The sequence below is a fragment of the Klebsiella spallanzanii genome (genome assembly GCF_902158555.1).
Classification (GTDB): Bacteria; Pseudomonadota; Gammaproteobacteria; order Enterobacterales; family Enterobacteriaceae; genus Klebsiella; species Klebsiella spallanzanii.
On record NZ_CABGGS010000046.1, the window covers coordinates 330,374 to 346,393 of the forward strand.

Annotated in this window: 18 protein-coding genes; 7 read left to right on the forward strand and 11 right to left on the reverse strand. The window is 52.8% G+C overall.

Going from position 1 to position 16,020, the window contains the following annotated elements:
• Positions 1-151: 151 nt before the first annotated feature.
• The 5 genes from nrdF to FN082_RS28115 form a co-directional block, all read right to left on the reverse strand.
• Positions 152-1,114 (reverse strand): class 1b ribonucleoside-diphosphate reductase subunit beta, encoded by a 963-nt coding sequence (gene nrdF / locus FN082_RS28095; RefSeq protein ID WP_139539461.1) that lies wholly within the window; start codon positions 1,112-1,114, stop codon positions 152-154.
• Positions 1,115-1,124: 10 nt separating this feature from the next.
• Positions 1,125-3,269, reverse strand: a complete 2,145-nt coding sequence (gene nrdE, locus FN082_RS28100; RefSeq protein WP_142982763.1) for a class 1b ribonucleoside-diphosphate reductase subunit alpha — start codon at positions 3,267-3,269, stop codon at positions 1,125-1,127.
• Entirely contained in the window at positions 3,242-3,652 is a 411-nt protein-coding gene (nrdI, locus tag FN082_RS28105; RefSeq protein ID WP_112216439.1) for a class Ib ribonucleoside-diphosphate reductase assembly flavoprotein NrdI, read from the reverse strand. The genes nrdE and nrdI overlap by 28 nt, the downstream gene beginning before the upstream one ends.
• Positions 3,649-3,894 (reverse strand): glutaredoxin-like protein NrdH, encoded by a 246-nt coding sequence (gene nrdH, locus FN082_RS28110; RefSeq protein ID WP_110277042.1) that lies wholly within the window; start codon positions 3,892-3,894, stop codon positions 3,649-3,651. Before nrdH ends, nrdI begins: the two co-directional genes overlap by 4 nt.
• 182 nt (positions 3,895-4,076) lie before the next feature.
• The gene (locus FN082_RS28115; protein WP_142982764.1) at positions 4,077-4,508 is read right to left on the reverse strand and encodes a carboxymuconolactone decarboxylase family protein; all 432 of its coding nucleotides are present in this window, start codon (positions 4,506-4,508) and stop codon (positions 4,077-4,079) included.
• Between the two features lie 87 nt (positions 4,509-4,595).
• Here FN082_RS28115 and pdxR point away from each other — a divergent pair, with 87 nt between their 5' ends.
• On the forward strand, positions 4,596-5,948 hold the full coding sequence (gene pdxR / locus FN082_RS28120) for a MocR-like pyridoxine biosynthesis transcription factor PdxR (RefSeq protein WP_142982765.1): 1,353 nt from the start codon (positions 4,596-4,598) through the stop codon (positions 5,946-5,948).
• A 110-nt stretch (positions 5,949-6,058) separates the two neighbouring features.
• Positions 6,059-7,189, forward strand: coding sequence for an RNA-guided endonuclease InsQ/TnpB family protein (locus FN082_RS28125; protein ID WP_139539457.1), 1,131 nt, complete (start codon positions 6,059-6,061; stop codon positions 7,187-7,189).
• A 138-nt stretch (positions 7,190-7,327) separates the two neighbouring features.
• Here FN082_RS28125 and FN082_RS28130 read toward each other — a convergent pair whose 3' ends face one another.
• Positions 7,328-7,675 (reverse strand): DUF883 family protein, encoded by a 348-nt coding sequence (locus FN082_RS28130; RefSeq protein ID WP_110277045.1) that lies wholly within the window; start codon positions 7,673-7,675, stop codon positions 7,328-7,330.
• Between the two features lie 209 nt (positions 7,676-7,884).
• On the opposite strand from FN082_RS28130, the gene FN082_RS28135 reads away from it, so the two are divergent.
• Positions 7,885-8,235 carry a DUF2002 family protein gene (locus FN082_RS28135; protein ID WP_139539638.1) on the forward strand — a complete coding sequence of 117 codons (351 nt, stop codon included), beginning with the start codon at positions 7,885-7,887 and terminating at the stop codon, positions 8,233-8,235.
• A gap of 39 nt (positions 8,236-8,274) precedes the next feature.
• Here the strand turns inward: FN082_RS28135 and alaE are convergent, their stop codons facing one another.
• A complete protein-coding gene (alaE, locus tag FN082_RS28140; RefSeq protein WP_004853442.1) occupies positions 8,275-8,724 on the reverse strand; it encodes an L-alanine exporter AlaE in 450 nt (149 codons plus the stop codon).
• A gap of 4 nt (positions 8,725-8,728) precedes the next feature.
• Here alaE and FN082_RS30045 point away from each other — a divergent pair, with 4 nt between their 5' ends.
• Positions 8,729-8,956, forward strand: coding sequence for a hypothetical protein (locus FN082_RS30045; protein ID WP_185932170.1), 228 nt, complete (start codon positions 8,729-8,731; stop codon positions 8,954-8,956).
• 473 nt (positions 8,957-9,429) lie between these two features.
• A complete protein-coding gene (gene stpA / locus FN082_RS28145) occupies positions 9,430-9,831 on the forward strand; it encodes a DNA-binding protein StpA (RefSeq protein WP_142465667.1) in 402 nt (133 codons plus the stop codon).
• A gap of 107 nt (positions 9,832-9,938) precedes the next feature.
• Here stpA and FN082_RS28150 read toward each other — a convergent pair whose 3' ends face one another.
• The 4 genes from FN082_RS28150 to FN082_RS28165 form a co-directional block, all read right to left on the reverse strand.
• Positions 9,939-10,118, reverse strand: a complete 180-nt coding sequence (locus tag FN082_RS28150; protein ID WP_139539454.1) for a hypothetical protein — start codon at positions 10,116-10,118, stop codon at positions 9,939-9,941.
• Positions 10,119-10,209: 91 nt separating this feature from the next.
• Positions 10,210-10,731, reverse strand: a complete 522-nt coding sequence (locus FN082_RS28155; RefSeq protein ID WP_139539453.1) for a rhodanese family protein — start codon at positions 10,729-10,731, stop codon at positions 10,210-10,212.
• A 9-nt stretch (positions 10,732-10,740) separates the two neighbouring features.
• Positions 10,741-11,040 carry an ArsR/SmtB family transcription factor gene (locus FN082_RS28160; RefSeq protein WP_142465668.1) on the reverse strand — a complete coding sequence of 100 codons (300 nt, stop codon included), beginning with the start codon at positions 11,038-11,040 and terminating at the stop codon, positions 10,741-10,743.
• Between the two features lie 85 nt (positions 11,041-11,125).
• The gene (locus tag FN082_RS28165) at positions 11,126-12,904 is read right to left on the reverse strand and encodes a sigma-54-dependent Fis family transcriptional regulator (protein WP_139539451.1); all 1,779 of its coding nucleotides are present in this window, start codon (positions 12,902-12,904) and stop codon (positions 11,126-11,128) included.
• Positions 12,905-13,154: 250 nt separating this feature from the next.
• On the opposite strand from FN082_RS28165, the gene exaC reads away from it, so the two are divergent.
• Entirely contained in the window at positions 13,155-14,675 is a 1,521-nt protein-coding gene (gene exaC, locus FN082_RS28170) for an acetaldehyde dehydrogenase ExaC (protein WP_139539450.1), read from the forward strand.
• A gap of 676 nt (positions 14,676-15,351) precedes the next feature.
• On the forward strand, positions 15,352-15,948 hold the full coding sequence (locus FN082_RS28180) for a fimbrial protein (RefSeq protein WP_142982766.1): 597 nt from the start codon (positions 15,352-15,354) through the stop codon (positions 15,946-15,948).
• The last annotated feature ends 72 nt before the right edge of the window (positions 15,949-16,020 follow it).

The following is a 16,020-nucleotide window of genomic DNA, read 5'->3' on the forward strand; positions in this document are numbered from 1 at the left end:
TTTGGTTATGTTGCGATAATTTCGCCTGAAATCGACAAAATTCTGTTGAATATGACGCGGTGATGAAGGAAAGATATTGAGTGAGATGAAAGTGAATAATGTGAAATAAATCACCAGGAAATATGTTGATATATTCCTGGTGAAAGTAAGGTCAAAAGTCCCAATCGTCGTCGACGGTTTCTTCTGCTTTTCCCATCACATACGACGATCCTGAACCGGAGAAAAAGTCGTGATTTTCGTCGGCATTCGGCGAGAGCGCGGCGAGGATGGCCGGGTTGACGGCGGCCATTTCCGCCGGAAACAGCGCTTCATAGCCGAGGTTCATCAGCGCTTTATTGGCGTTGTAGCACAGGAAGGCGTTGACCTCCTCAATCCAGTCGCTGTCGGCATACAGTTCACGAGTGTAGGCCAGCTCGTTGTCATACAGATCCATCAGCAGGTCGAGGGCGAAGTTTTTTAGCTCTTCGCGCTTTTCGGTACTGACAATCTCCAGCCCTTTCTGGAATTTGTAGCCGATATAGTAACCATGTACCGCTTCATCGCGGATAATCAGGCGAATAAGATCGGCGGTGTTGGTCATTTTTCCCCGGCTGGAGAAATACATCGGTAGCCAGAAGCCAGAATAGAAGAGGAAGGATTCAAGAAATACGCTGGCGATTTTCTTCTTCAGAGGTTCATTGTCCTGATAGAACTCCAGCATCAACTGCGCTTTGCGCTGCAACGGCGCGTTTTGTTCGCTCCACGCGTAAGCGGCATCCACGTCTTTGGTCTGGCAAAGGGTGGAAAAAATCGAACTGTAGGAGCGGGCGTGCACCGCCTCCATAAAGCTAACGTTCGACAGCACCGCTTCTTCGTGCGGGGTGAGGGCATCGGCCATCAGTGCCGGAGCGCCGACGGTGTTTTGAATGGTATCCAGCAGCGTTAGTCCGGTGAATACGCGAATCGTCAGCTGTTGCTCTGCCGGAGTAAGCGTTTGCCAGGCCGGGATATCGTTGGACAGCGGCACCTTCTCCGGCAGCCAGAAGTTGCTGGTCAATCGGTTCCAGACCTCCAGATCCTTATCGTCCTCAATTTTGTTCCAGTTGATAGCGCTGATACGCGATAAATGGGTCATCCTGTTCTCCTTACAGCGCGCAGGACACGCAGCCTTCGATTTCGGTACCTTCCAGCGCCAACTGGCGCAGACGGATGTAATACAGCGTTTTGATACCCTTCTTCCACGCATAAATTTGCGCTTTGTTGATATCGCGAGTGGTGGCGGTATCGGGGAAGAACAGGGTCAGCGACAGCCCCTGATCGACATGGCGCGTCGCCTCGGCGTAGGTATCGATGATTTTCTGCGGCCCAATTTCATAGGCATCCTGGTACAGCGCCAGATTGTCGTTGGTCATAAACGGCGCGGGATAGTAAACGCGTCCGGTTTTCCCCTCTTTGCGGATCTCTATTTTCGACACGATTGGGTGGATGCTGGAGGTCGCGTGGTTAATGTATGAAATGGACCCCGTCGGCGGCACCGCCTGCAGGTTGCGATTGTAGATACCGTATCGCATCACGTCATCGCGCAGCTGCCGCCACATATCGCGGTCGGGCAGGCTAATACCCGAACGGACGAACAGCTCGCGAATTTTTGCCGTTTTCGGCTGCCAGTCACCCTCAAGATATTGCTGGAAATAGTCGCCGCTGGCGTAACGCGACTGCTCGAACCCGGCAAAATGCTCACCCCGTTCGCGGGCCATCAGCATCGAGGTGCGCAGCGCGTGCCAGGTGATGGTATAGAAATAGAGGTTGGTAAAATCCAATCCCTCTTCGCTGCCGTAGGCAATGCCTTCCCGCGCCAGATAACCGTGCAGATTCATCTGCCCCAGACCGATGGCATGAGACGCGGCATTGCCATCCGCTACCGACGGCACAGAGCGGATATCGCTCATGTCGGACACCGCCGTCAGACCGCGCACCGCCACCTCTACCGTGCGGGCGAAGTCAGGGGAGTCCATGGTGTGGGCGATATTCAGCGAACCGAGGTTGCAGGAGATATCCCGGCCGATGCTGGCGTAATCCAGATTTTCATCAAACGTAGAGGGGGTATTGACCTGCAATATCTCCGAGCACAGGTTGCTCATATTGATGCGCCCGGCAATTGGGTTCGCGCGATTGACCGTATCTTCAAACATGATGTACGGATAGCCGGATTCAAACTGAATTTCCGCCAGCCGCTGGAACAGCTCGCGGGCACGGATCCAGCGTTTGCTTACCCGCTCATCGGCAACCAGTTCAGCATACATTTCGCTCACCGCGATATCACCGAACGGTTTACCGTACAGACGCTCGACGTCGTAGGGCGAGAACAGCGCCATCTGCGCATCTTCTTTCGCGAGCTGGAAGGTGATATCCGCGATGACCACCCCGAGGGAGAGCGTTTTAATGCGGATTTTCTCATCGGCATTTTCGCGTTTGGTATCAAGAAAACGCAGGATATCCGGATGATGGGCATGCAGATAGACCGCTCCGGCCCCCTGGCGCGCGCCAAGCTGGTTAGCGTAGGAGAAGGCATCTTCCAGCATTTTCATCACCGGCACCACACCGGAGGACTGGTTCTCGATACGCTTGATCGGCGCACCAGCTTCGCGCAGGTTAGAGAGCAGAAACGCTACGCCGCCGCCGCGTTTTGACAACTGTAGCGCCGAGTTGACCGCGCGCCCGATAGATTCCATGTTGTCTTCAATGCGTAGCAGGAAACAGGAGACCAGCTCGCCGCGCTGCTGTTTACCAGCGTTAAGAAACGTTGGCGTGGCGGGCTGAAAGCGCCCGGAGAGGATCTCATCGGTCAACTGATGCGCCAGCACCTCGTTGCCCTGCGCCAGACTCAGGGCCACCATGCAGGTACGGTCGGCAAAGTCTTCAAGATAGCGCTTGCCATCGAAAGTTTTCAGCGTGTAGCTGGTGTAGAACTTCCATGCGCCGAGAAACGTCTGGAAGCGAAAACCGTAGCTCTGCGCATGGGCGAACAGCTCAAGAATAAACTGCCTGTCGTAGCGGGCCAGCACTTTTGCATCGTAATAGCCTTCGGCGACCAGCCACGTCAGCTTGTCGTCCTGGCTGGCGAAAGGCACGGTATTCGGCTCAACGTGGCTGGCCATAAACGCCTCTACCGCCTGATGGTCCTTTTCAAACGGGATGCGACCGTTGCTGTCGTATAAATTCAGCATCGCGTTGAGGGCGTGAAAATCAGGCACCTCGGTGGCTATACGTTCTGCGGTTGTCGTTGCCAAAATTCGCTTACTCCTTTACGCACGTTGTCGACGTCTTGTGGGGTGCCCATCAGCTCAAAGCGATAGAGATACGGTACGCCGCATTTTTGCTTGATAACGTCGCCAGCGCGGCCATAGGCGTCGCCGAAGTTACGGTTACCCGCGGCAATCACGCCGCGAATCAACTGGCGATTATGCGGATCGTTAAGAAAACGGATCGCCTGTCGCGGAACCGCGCCCGCCGTGCCGCCGCCACCGTAGCTGGGGACGATGAGAATGTAGGGTTCGTCTACCTGGATGCGCTCCCGTTCGTTAAGCGGAATACGCACCGCGGGCAGCCCCAGACGCTGGACGAACCGGTGCGTGTTTTCGGAACTGCTGGAAAAGTAGACGATCAGGCTCATACGCTGGCCGCTGAGGTTGCCGGGCGCAGGCGGTTAATCATGTCCGGGCGGAAACCGGACCAGCGGGTTTCCCCGGCAATCACTACCGGCAGCTGGCGGAAGCCCTGCTCGCGCAGCATATCGACGGCTTCAGGATGGTGGTCGATGTTGACCATGTCGAATTCAAACCCGCGGGTTTCCATGGCCCGTTTAGTGGCATGGCATTGCACGCAGTCGTTTTTAGTGTAAATAGTAATGCGCATGATTCGTATTTCCATTTAAGATAACAGCACGGCGCAAAAAATGACGTCGGGCGTTATGGGTTATCGTTGAGGGAAATACTAGATGTAGTTATTTAAAAGTTCAACAACTCAATATATATGGTTTTTGCAAAAAATAACCCCCGCTAACGGAATCGGCGGGGGCAGGTTTCTTTGTCGTGGAATTACAGGCGCATGCTTACTGCAAGGCGGTTAAAGGCGTTCATCAGGCTGATGGCGAAAGTCAAATCGCTAATCTGTCGGGCGCTAAAATGCGCCAGCAGCGGCAGATAAACATCATCTTCAGCATGGCTTTCGGCGATATGGGTGACCGATTCGGCCCACGCCAGCGCCGCGCGCTCGGCATCGCTGAAATGCGCGCTGACTCGCCAGCCTGCCAGGGCGTCTAATTTGTTCTGTGCCACGCCGGACTTGCGCAGCGCTTTGCTATGCATCTCCAGGCAGAAGGCGCAGCCGTTGATTTGCGACACCCGCAAATAAACCAGCTCTATCAACGTGTTGCCCAGTTCGCTTTTTTCCAGCGCAATGCTCGCCTGCACCAGGGCATTATAGACTTCCGGGCTCAGTTCATTGTACGGCTGACGTAGTGTGGTCATTTTACTCTCCTCATTAAGACGTCAGCAAAATAGCACTATAATGGACTGCATAAGATAGCCATATTGTGATGAAAAAAGCAGACCATAATGCATGCCAAAGAACTCCCGCACTATCAGCGTATTGCCCGACAGCTTAAGTCGGCCATTGAGAGTGGCGAACTGATGCCAGGCAGCAGGCTGCCGGCGAGTCGGGTGTATGCGCAAGAACTTGGTGTGTCGCGGGCGACGATAGAAAACGCCTGGGGTGAGCTGGTGGCGCAGGGCTGGCTGGAGCGGCGCGGGCAGGCCGGGACCTTTGTCAGCGAACGCCTCAGCCCGCAGCAAAGCGCCCCTGTGCAGCCTATGGCGGGAGACGAACCAGTGGCGCCGCTACCGTTTCAACTGGGTCTGCCTGCGCTGGATCTGTTCCCGCGCGGCCTGTGGGCGCGGGTGATGGGGCGGCGGTTGCGCACGCAAACGCGTTTTGACCTCGCTCCTGGCGATCCTTGTGGTGAATTGATTCTTCGGCGGGCGATCGTCGACTATATGCGCCTGTCGCGCAGCATTGAGTGTCGGCCTGAACAAGTAATGGTAACCGGTAGCTATGCCGCGTCAATGAGCCTGATACTGCGCACCCTGGCAAGGCCGGGTCAGCAAATGTGGATGGAAGATCCGGGATTTCCACTGATCCGGCCCATCGTAAGCGGCGAAGGGGTAGTGATAAACCCTGTTCCGGTTGACGGAGACGGAATGGATGTTACATGGGCGCAGCAGCATTTCCCGGATGCGCATTTTGCGCTGCTGACGCCAGCTCATCAAAGCCCGCTAGGCGTTGCGCTATCGCTGGCCAGGCGCAGACAACTGCTGCTATGGGCGGCGCAAAAGGACGCATGGATTATTGAGGATGACTACGATAGTGAGTTTCGCTATCACGGTAAGCCGCTACCGCCGTTAAAAAGCCTTGATGCTCCACAGCGGGTCATTTACGCCGGGGCATTCAGTAAATCTTTCTTCCCGGCATTACGCGTCGCCTGGCTGGTGGTGCCGGAGCCGTTGGTGGCGCTGTTTCGTGAAAAGAGCGCGCTGATGAGCTGTAGCGTACCAACGCTGTGGCAGCAGACGCTGGCTGATTTTATCCGCGAGGGCCATTTCTGGCGTCATCTGAAGAAAATGCGCGCCAGCTACGCGCAGCGCCGTCAATGGTTGGAATCAGCGCTGTGGGAGCAGGGTTTTACGGTGGTGCCTCAAGCGGGCGGCATTCAGATGGTGGTCAGGGTGAAAGATGACGATCGCCAGTTGGCCCTGCGTGGCAGGCAAGCCGGTCTGGCGGTGCAGGCGCTGAGCGACTGGCGAATCAATAGCCGTGGAGAAGGGGGGCTGTTGATGAGTTTCACTAATTTGACCTCAGCAGAAATGGCCCGCGAAGTGGTACGTAAGCTTCGTTTAGCGCTTTACCGTTGATGCGCGTAAAGCCTCGCCCAGTCGGGCGGGGATATAAGCGCGGTATTTGCGTAACATTCGTTGACCTTCGTCAATATGGATTACAAATTTCAACGTATTTTGTAATCCATATGAAACGCGCCTATAAATTTCGATTCTATCCAACACCCGATCAGGTTGAGCTTCTGGCTCAAACGTTCGGGTGCGTGCGTTTTGTCTATAACTCAATCCTTCGCTGGCGCACTGATGCGTACTACGAACGTCAGGAAAAAATTGGGTATCCTCAAGCCGATAAGCAACTGACAGCCCTGAAAGCCATGCCGGAATATGCTTTCCTGCGTGATGTGTCCGCCGTGCCACTACAGCAAGCCATACGTCACCAGCAAGAGGCGTTTAAAAACTTCTTTGCCGGACGTGCCGGGTATCCGGCATTCAAGAGCAAACGCCATAAACAGGCTGCTACCTTCATGAATACGGCGTTCAAATACCGCGACGGCGCATTATATATGGCAAAGAGTACCACTCCGCTGAATGTGCGCTGGAGCCGCCCGCTGCCGTCTTCGCCATCCTCCATAAACATCACCCGCGATGCCGTAGGGCGGTATTTTGTTTCGTGCCTTTGCGAGTTTGAGCCTGTATCACTGCCGATCACTGCTTCCACGGTCGGCATTGATGTAGGTTTAAAAGATTTGTTCGTCACCGATACCGGATTCAAGTCCGGCAATCCCCGCCATACAGCTAAATATGCGGCCCGCCAGGCGCTACTCCAGCGCCGATTAAGCAAAAAGGTCAAAGGCTCGAAGAACCGCGCCAAAGCCCGCTTAAAGGTGGCCCGACTCCACGCGAAAATTGCCGATTGCCGCACGGATGCCTTGCATAAGGCCACCCGCAAACTCATTAACGAGAACCAAGTTGTTTGCGTCGAATCCCTCAAGGTGAAGAACATGATCCGCAACCCGTCGCTGTCCAGAGCGATAGCAGACGCAGGCTGGGGTGAGTTCGCGCGCCAGCTCCAGTACAAAGGCGAATGGGCAGGGCGGTCAGTGGTCGCCATTGACCAGTTTTTTCCGTCCTCAAAACGCTGTAGCTGTTGCGGATATATCATGCAAAAAATGCCTCTTGATGTTCGTAAATGGCACTGCCCGGAATGTGGGGTAGACCATGATCGTGACGTTAATGCGGCCCGTAATATCAAAGCTGCCGGGCTGGCAGTGTTAGCCCACGGAGAGCCTGTAAATCCTGAATCGCATAAAGCGGCTTAGGTTCGGCTCCGTGAAGTGGGAATCCTCGCCCGACAGGGCGGGGAGCAGTCAATATCAGACATAACAAAAACCCCCTGTATACCGGGGTATGCAGGGGGAGACGCGTATTTGTTATCTTCGTTGGTCTGGCGATTTTTATTATCGACGTAAATTCAGCAAGACGCCAATAAATACCCCAACGGCAGCAGCGGCACCGACGCTTTGCCACGGTTTATCGCGCACGTAGCTGTCCGCGCTACCGGCGACATCACGGGCGCAGCCCACGGCATCACGCGCCGCCTGCTGAACGCGATTATTTCCGTTAAGCCGGGCGCGGGTCTCTTTCAGCAGCGCCTGCGCTTTTTTACGCGCGGTCTCCGCTTCATCTTTTGCGTCGCTGCCCCATGATTTCAGCACCTCTTCCAGCGTATCCGCTAATTGGCTGACATCGTTATGGATATCTTCAGCGCTGTCTTCTACGTTGTTGCGGTTTGCTCGGTTGGCCATTGGTTTCTCCCTTAATTCCATTGATACCCGTCATACTTCAGGAGGTATGCAAGTTTGGCTTCCGCCCCTGAATTACCCGGTAGAGTCATTAAGTGTAGGACAAGATTTTGAATTATGCTGCGCATCGTCGTTTATGGAATATTCCGAAAGCGTTGTCTTTAATGAATAAGGTAAGGTTAACGTGCGGTAAAAGATAATGAGGAATGAGTATGTATTTAAGACCCGATGAGGTGGCGCGAGTTCTTGAAAAAGCCGGCTTCACCATGGATGTTGTGACGCAAAAAGCGTATGGCTATCGCCGTGGCGATAATTATGTTTATGTGAACCGTGAAGCTCGTATGGGGCGTACCGCGTTAATTATTCATCCGGCTTTAAAAGAACGCAGCACGACGCTTGCGGAGCCCGCGTCGGATATCAAAACCTGCGATCATTACGAGCAGTTTCCGCTGTATTTAGCGGGCGATGCTCAGCAGCATTATGGTATTCCACACGGGTTCAGTTCGCGCATGGCCCTTGAGCGTTTTCTGAGTGGTTTGTTTGGCGAGGTGCAATATAGTTGAAAAAAGCGGCTGGTGTAACCAGTCGCTTTTTTGAATGGCTCAGGCTTTAGCCTGCTGATAGGGACTGACGCGGAACAGTCGACGGCAGTAGTCGAGGAAATAACCGTATGCTGCGCCCATCATCATTGATACCACGATGTTTGAGCTTACCGCAGCAGCGATCTGATGCCAGTCAGCGCCGACAACCAGGAGAATCGCTACGTATACGGGTGACTGGAACGTAACATAAGCAACCACATCCGCAATATTCTTCATCCAGCCTGATGCGCTGATGCGGCGCGCCTGGCGCATAGCGAAGTCGCGGTAAAAACCGTAAGGTACGGCAATAATAATGTTCACCGGGATGGCCACCAGTCTTGAAGATAACGACTGCTGGAAGGTCATTCCGGAGAGAAAGATTTCGATCATCATGTTCACAACGGTGCAGTAAACCACCATCGCAAAGGTGTCTGCTACCGCATGACGCAAGCGGGACTGCGCAGAGAACATCAGTATGCTCCTCGAAAATGAAGTCGATAATGCCAAAGTATTCGCCGATGATCAGCGTTTTGGGTTGCCTGTTTTGATGTGCGTAGATTATATCGCTGCATTGAAAGTGGCAACTAGCTATAAATTTTTATTTAAAGGCTTTTTGTCGATAAAACACTCTGCCGCAGCTTGTTTTTTGTTCGTTACGCTACTTTTGTTCTTAATGTTTATTTTTGTTTTATTTATCAAATAGATGCCTTGATTCTACGTAGTATAGATGAGGCCAGCATCTTTTAGTGATGGTATGATTTTGCGATAAGATCGCGGTCTGATGTGAGTTGTGTCACCTTTAGGGTTTTTAATAACTATTATGCTAATTTATCAGCATGAAATTCTGTATTAGTGGTTGGGTGAATATTCATATTTTATGCATTACTATTCTCCTTATGTGTATTTATTTTTTGATTCTCTGCCAGCGATATGCCGATAACCTCTTGAGCACACAGGTAATAGCACGATAGATTTCGCTTAATCATATTTAATCGGCATTATTTAATTTATTCAACCAAGGGATCTTGACGTTATTGGTTTGTTTTTGGCGTTTTTCGTAGAGCGCCGTTGACGATATATTTGGGATTGTCTAAAGGCTGGAAATAAATAACATCATCAATTAAACTATCGCCGCAATCTTTGTTTTATTTGCTATTTGGGAATTTTTTGAATTATATGTCATTAGTATTAGAGAAACTGAATAATATCCGAACACTTCGCGCAATGTCCCGCGAATTCTCCATTGACGTGCTTGAAGATATGCTGGAAAAGCTAAGGACCGTCACTGAAGAAAAACGTGCTGAAGAGCAGGCAGCTCAGGCGCAGCGGGCGGAGTATCAGGAAAAAATAAACACCTGGCTGGAATTGATGATGGCCGATGGTATTACGCCTGAACAATTAGTCACACAAACTACCGTCACTTCTAAAGGTGCGAAAAAGCGCCAGCCGCGTCCGGCTAAATATCGTTTTACCGATCATACCGGCGCAGAGAAAACCTGGACCGGGCAGGGACGCATGCCGAAGCCGCTGGCTCAAGCCGTCGCCGAGGGCAAACCCCTTGAAAGTTTCTTGATCTAAGGTTTAAAACGGTGGGGAAACCCACCGTTATCTTTACCTGGCTTAGAGCCTATCCCATTCGGACTATTTTACTTGCCATTTTGGACCTGGGCAGTGCAGGCTCTTAATCAGCACACGCCAAAATCACCGTCTTCTTTATAAGCCGTCACGTCGGCCGCCATCAGCGTATATTTCTCACCCTGTTCGTTACTTGCCTGAACGGCAATAATCCGATCGTCATGGACTTCAACAATTTTTAGCTTTGGTCCGCCCGTACGCGGCTGTACCAGATCGCCAACTGAATACATGCTTCTTCTCCTTTGTGCTGATAAACGGATTGCTGCTAATAACCATAGCTTAGCAAAAGCGCGTTAAACAACTGGCCGAAAGAGGTAGTCGTTAACGATGATTCCACGGCATCACCGCCAGCAAACGTGCCATACCGCAAAAACCGGTCATTCCAGCGAAGGTTAATCCGGCGCCGACGAATGCGCTAAGCAGGAAAAAGCCGCTACTGAACGCGTAACCTAAAGCGACGCCGAGCAAAATCAGCACGCCAGCGGCGATTTGTACCTGGCGCATCAGCGGTAGCGGCTGAGACTTGTCCTCTTTCACCGGCAGTCCAGCCGCTTTCCAGGCCTGAATCCCGCCAGCCAGCAGCATGACCTTCGCCGGTGCGGCAGCCTCGGCCAGGCGGGCGGCATTATTCTGGGTACGTGAACCCGCCTGACAGTGAAAAACGATCGTCTCCTCAGGACCCGCGTGCAGCGTTACGCCATTCTTCAGCGTGTCCAACGGGATCAGTTCAGCGCCAGGAATGTGTTCGCGGGCGTACTCATCCGCATCGCGGATATCCACCAGCCGGGCACCACGAGCAATGAGCGCCTGAGCTTCAGCGGGAGAAAGAGTGGCGATAGTCATAGGCGCTCCTTAAGGGCAATAGATTGACTTCAGCGTGGCGACGATTTGCCGAACCGCGGGTTGGGTGATGAAGTAGTGGATTCGCTGCGCCTGACGTTCGCAGCCGATCAGCCCTTCATCGCGCATGCGCGCCAGATGCTGCGATGTTGCAGAGGGGCTGAGTCCGGTGAGCCGCGCCAGTTCGCCAGCGCTGGTGCCCGGTGAGTCGCACAGCATGCACAGAATTAATAGCCTGCTGGGATGACTCATGGCTTTCAGTAGCGCGGTGGCTTCTCCGGCGCTGGTCTGTAGCTGTTTTGGTGTATTCATTTATTTTAGTTTTTTCTAAATTTAGAATATTCTAAAATAAAAATAAACCATGCACCAGTCCCATAATGGGGAAAGTCTCGAAAGGTTAATTGCTACGACGGGCGGCGCGCCGATATAGCGTGCTGCGCGCAACGCCTAAAGCCTGCGCGGCTTTGCTGATATTGCCGTTATAGCTTGCCAGCGTATCGGCAATCAGCTGCGCATCGTGCTGCTCAAGTCCACGCGGTACGTGGGCGACAGGCTGGGTACGATACTCATGGGGCAGGTCATCCACCCCTAGCGTTTCGCCATCCTCGGCGAGCGCCAGCAGTACCCTCATCAGGCTTTGCAGCTGGCGGACGTTGCCTGGCCAGGATTGCGCTGCCAGGTGTTGCAGAAGCTCTGGGGCCAGCGTGACCCCCCGTTTATTCCCGCCCAGTTCCTGCCATAACCGCTGTATAAACGCGGGTAGTTCAGGCCACTCGCGCAGCGGCGGCAGCGCCAAAGCAAATTCACGCAGACGGTAGAGTAGATCCTCACGAAAGGTCCCTTCGGCGACGCGCTGCGCCAGATTGCGGTGGGTGGCGCAAATCACCGCGAAGTTAACTGGCGCGCTCTGGCTGGCGCCAAGCGGCGTGACCTCTTTCTCCTGTAAAATCCTGAGTAGCCGGGTTTGTAAGGCTAGCGGCATATCGCCAATCTCATCAAGAAAGAGCACCCCGCCGTCCGCCTCACGGATCTTGCCGATATAGCCGTTTTTGTTGGCACCGGTAAAAGCGCCGGGTTGGTAACCAAACAGCTCTGATTCAATCAGCGATTCCGGAATGGCGGCGCAGTTGATGGCGACGAATTTACCGCGACTCCAGCGGCTATGTCGGTACAGCGTGCGGCTGACGTACTCTTTACCGCAGCCTGTCTCCCCTTCGATACACAAACCGATCCCGGCGTTTAGCAGGCGGAGCAGCTTTTCCCCTTCGCGCTGGCTGGAGAAAGGCAGGGAGAGAGTTGATCGTACGGTGGTCGCCACGCTACCGGGAGCGGGGGCACGCAGGCAGTAATAGTAGTTTCGGTTTCCGGTGGCGAGCGGTAGCGGTACGCTGACGGCGGTTTGCCGCAGCTGGGGAAAAAGCTGCTGGAAAGTGAGATGGCCAAACTGGTCGGCGCTGAGGGCGAACTCGCGCATCGCCAGCCGGTTGCCTGCCGTCAGAACGTTATCTGTGAAGACCAGCAGCAGTTCGTCGACGCTGTCGAGCTTTTCCGGCTGAGAATGCAGACTCATCAGCCACTGCTGCGGGTGCAGACTCTGTTTAACCCACAGGTACTCTATCTGTTTTGCGGCTCCCTTTACCCATGCCAGCGTCCGGGCGTGCGGGTATTGCGCCGGGCCGGAAATATCCAGCACTCCGGCTATTTTTCCATCGGGGCTTTGCAGCGGTACAGCAGCGCAATAAAGGCCCTGATTGCTGGTCAGGAAATGCTGTCGGCCATCAATTTCGCAACTATCGTCAATCGCCAGCGCGGTGCCAATGGCGTTGGTCCCGCGCCCGCTCTCGCTCCACAGATTTCCCGGTGCTAAAGCGAAACGCTGCGCCTTCTGCATAGCATGCGTATTACCGAAGGTTTGCAGTACCAGACCGCTGGCATCGGAGAGAATCACCACGGACTGCAGGCTGTTCACTTTATCGGATAGCGCATTAACGACCGGCTGGGTCAGTTCCCGCAGACGGCTATGGCTGGCAAGCCTGTCGGCCAGTTCGCTGGCGTGCAGGCGAGGGAAGTCATCCGTGGTAGGGTCGAGGCCATAGCGCTGGCTGCGGCACCAGGAATCGCTCAGTAGCGGATTCGCTTTGACCTCTGGCGTCAGGGCAAACGGATTTCCTGGCACGGGACACCTCATTGTTTTATTTGTGTTGCAATATTGTAGCTACATAGTTTGGTGTGTGTTGCGATTTGCAACACATAAGAAAAAATCGGCGCAACAGAAAAATGGAGTGAGTATTTAATTTATTGAATATAAATAAGTTTTAAGAAAAAGGAAAAGTGGCATAACCCCTGCAATAGCGTTCAGGTGCAGCGAGCGATCGTACAAAACTAATACGCCGCTGCGCCTCAACCCTACATGAAGGAGATTCGCGATGCGTTATGCACATCCTGGCACGCCGGGCGCTTTGGTTTCACTGAAGTCCGCCTACGGTAACTTTATTGACGGTAAATTTATTGAACCGATCGGCGGTGAATATTTTATGAACACCTCCCCGGTCGATGGGAGCAATATTGGGCAGTTTCCGCGTTCAGATGCCAAAGATATCGACTTCGCCCTTGATGCGGCACATCGGGCCGCCGATGCCTGGGGCAAAACTTCAGCCCAGCATCGCGCGAACCTGCTGTTGCAGGTTGCCGACCGTATTGAGGCCAATCTGGAATATCTGGCGGTAGCGGAGAGCTGGGATAACGGCAAACCGATCCGCGAAACCCTTAATGCCGATCTGCCGCTGGCGGTTGATCACTTCCGCTATTTTGCCGGCTGCCTGCGCGCGCAGGAAGGGAGTACGGCGGAGATTGATGAGACGACGGTGGCCTACCACTTCCATGAACCGCTAGGCGTGGTCGGGCAAATTATCCCGTGGAACTTCCCGCTGCTGATGGCCGCCTGGAAGCTGGCTCCGGCGCTGGCGGCAGGCAACTGCGTAGTGCTGAAACCGGCAGAGCAGACGCCGCTTAGCATCACCCTGCTGCTGGAGATTATTGGCGATCTGTTCCCGGCAGGCGTGCTTAACGTTGTGCAGGGTTTTGGTAAAGAGGCGGGTGAAGCGCTGGCTACCAGCAAACGCATTGCCAAGATAGCCTTTACCGGCTCAACGCCAGTTGGACGTCATATCATGGCCTGCGCGGCGGAAAATATTATTCCTTGTACCGTCGAGCTGGGCGGTAAATCACCAAATATCTACTTTGCCGACGTGATGGAAGGCGAAGAGGAGTTTATCGAGAAAGCGGTTGAAGGCCTGGTGCTCGGCTTCTTTAATCAGGGCGAGGTTTGCACCTGTCCGTCCCGCGCGCTGATTCAGGAGTCTATTTACGAACCCTTTATGGCGCGGGTTATGGCTAAGGTGGCGCAGATTCGCCGCGGCGATCCCTTTGATACCGACACCATGATCGGCGCGCAGGCGTCGCGCCAGCAGTTCGATAAGATCCTTTCTTATATTAAGATCGCTCGCGATGAAGGCGGCAAAATCCTGACCGGCGGCGACCGCGCCAGTATCTCCGCTGAGCTGGATAACGGTTTCTATATTCAGCCGACGTTGATTCAGGGCCGTAACGACATGCGCAGCTTCCAGGAGGAGATCTTCGGCCCGGTTATCGGTGTCACTACCTTTAAAGATGAGGCGGAAGCGTTGTCTATTGCTAACCAGACTCAGTTTGGTCTCGGGGCTGGCGTATGGACGCGGGATACCAATCTGGCCTATCGCATGGGGCGTGGCATCAAGGCCGGACGGGTGTGGACTAACTGCTATCATATCTACCCGGCGCACGCGGCCTTTGGCGGTTATAAGCAGTCTGGCGTAGGACGCGAAACGCACAAGATGGCGCTCAATGCCTATCAGCAGACAAAAAACCTGCTGGTGAGCTACGGCACTGCGCCGCTGGGTCTGTTCTGACGGAAAGCGGTTAATCAGCCATGAATTAATGCGACCCGCAATCTTTGAGTAAGATTGCGGGTTTATTATTCCATGCGGGAATTGTGGTTTATTGATTATAATTCCGTTGGGTGGCTTCATTCGAAATATTCTTTACCTCCATACCTAATCTGATTATTCCTTAGCGTGATTATCGTTTTTTTGGTGATTAAAATAAGATGATAATTCACCCTAAGAATTATCCTAATAATTTATGCACTCATTATCAGAACGCACAAATAATGACGAAAAATCATCGTGGAAATGATTGTCTTTGTTAATTTACGTGGCTTGTTGTTGGTTTTTTATGTTTTCATATCGGGATTTTTGGTTGCATTAATTAACAATCACTTGGTTATTTTTAAGATTATTTTTATATGTAAAATAAAACATCATTTCATTAACATAACAAAATATTGCGATTTGTTATTTTGAGGAATAGTATTAATTTGTACTCTGAATGTATGTTTTATCAATTTCGCTGAAAAATCTTGCTGATTATTAAAGCAGTAAATAAGCGGGACAGGCTTCTGCGCCTGATATCCTGCGGACGGAACGCGAATATTATTAACAAGGAGGATCGGAATGCAGATTACCTCAGGCCTTATTGGCGATGGGCTTAATCTGTCTAAAATATAAGTTAGAGATGAGATAAATAATGAAAACGCAATTTCGTATTATGGCAATGTTTGTCGGTGCTCTGGTGTCCGGTACTGCATTATCAAGTATTTCACAACCAGCAAGGGCCGCAGTGACTATTAATCCCGGTTCTAATGCGGGAACCCAGGGGACGGGTGGTCAGGTAGAATTTACCGGCTCCATTACCGACTCCTCCTGTAATGTTGATAGTACCAGCGCAAATCAAAGCGTCGATCTGGGGAAATGGGCGAGCAGCTATTTTACCGGCGCAGGTTCTGAAACCACCAAAACTTCCTTCCATATCAAGGTTAAAGATTGCCCTTCTACCGTCACCACCGTCTCCGTGCTGTTTGATGGTACGCGTGATACCAACAAAACCAACCTGTTGGCGATTAACGGTACTGCAAAAGGGGTGGCGATTAAGCTGTATGAAGATGACAAATCGACCCCGATTGACCTGGGTTCCGTCTCGCGTGGACAGAGTGTAACCGCGGGTGCCACCGGCACCACGACCGGTACCGCCGATCTGGAGTTCTTCGCTGACTACGTCTCAACCAGCGCGGTTTCCGCCGGTTCTGCCGATGGCACAGCCAACTTCAATATGATTTACAACTAATAAGAAAGAGCAGGTCAGACGGCTGAAAAAGCGGGGCTCTTATCGCCTGTTGGTATTGAAGATTTTGTAGAT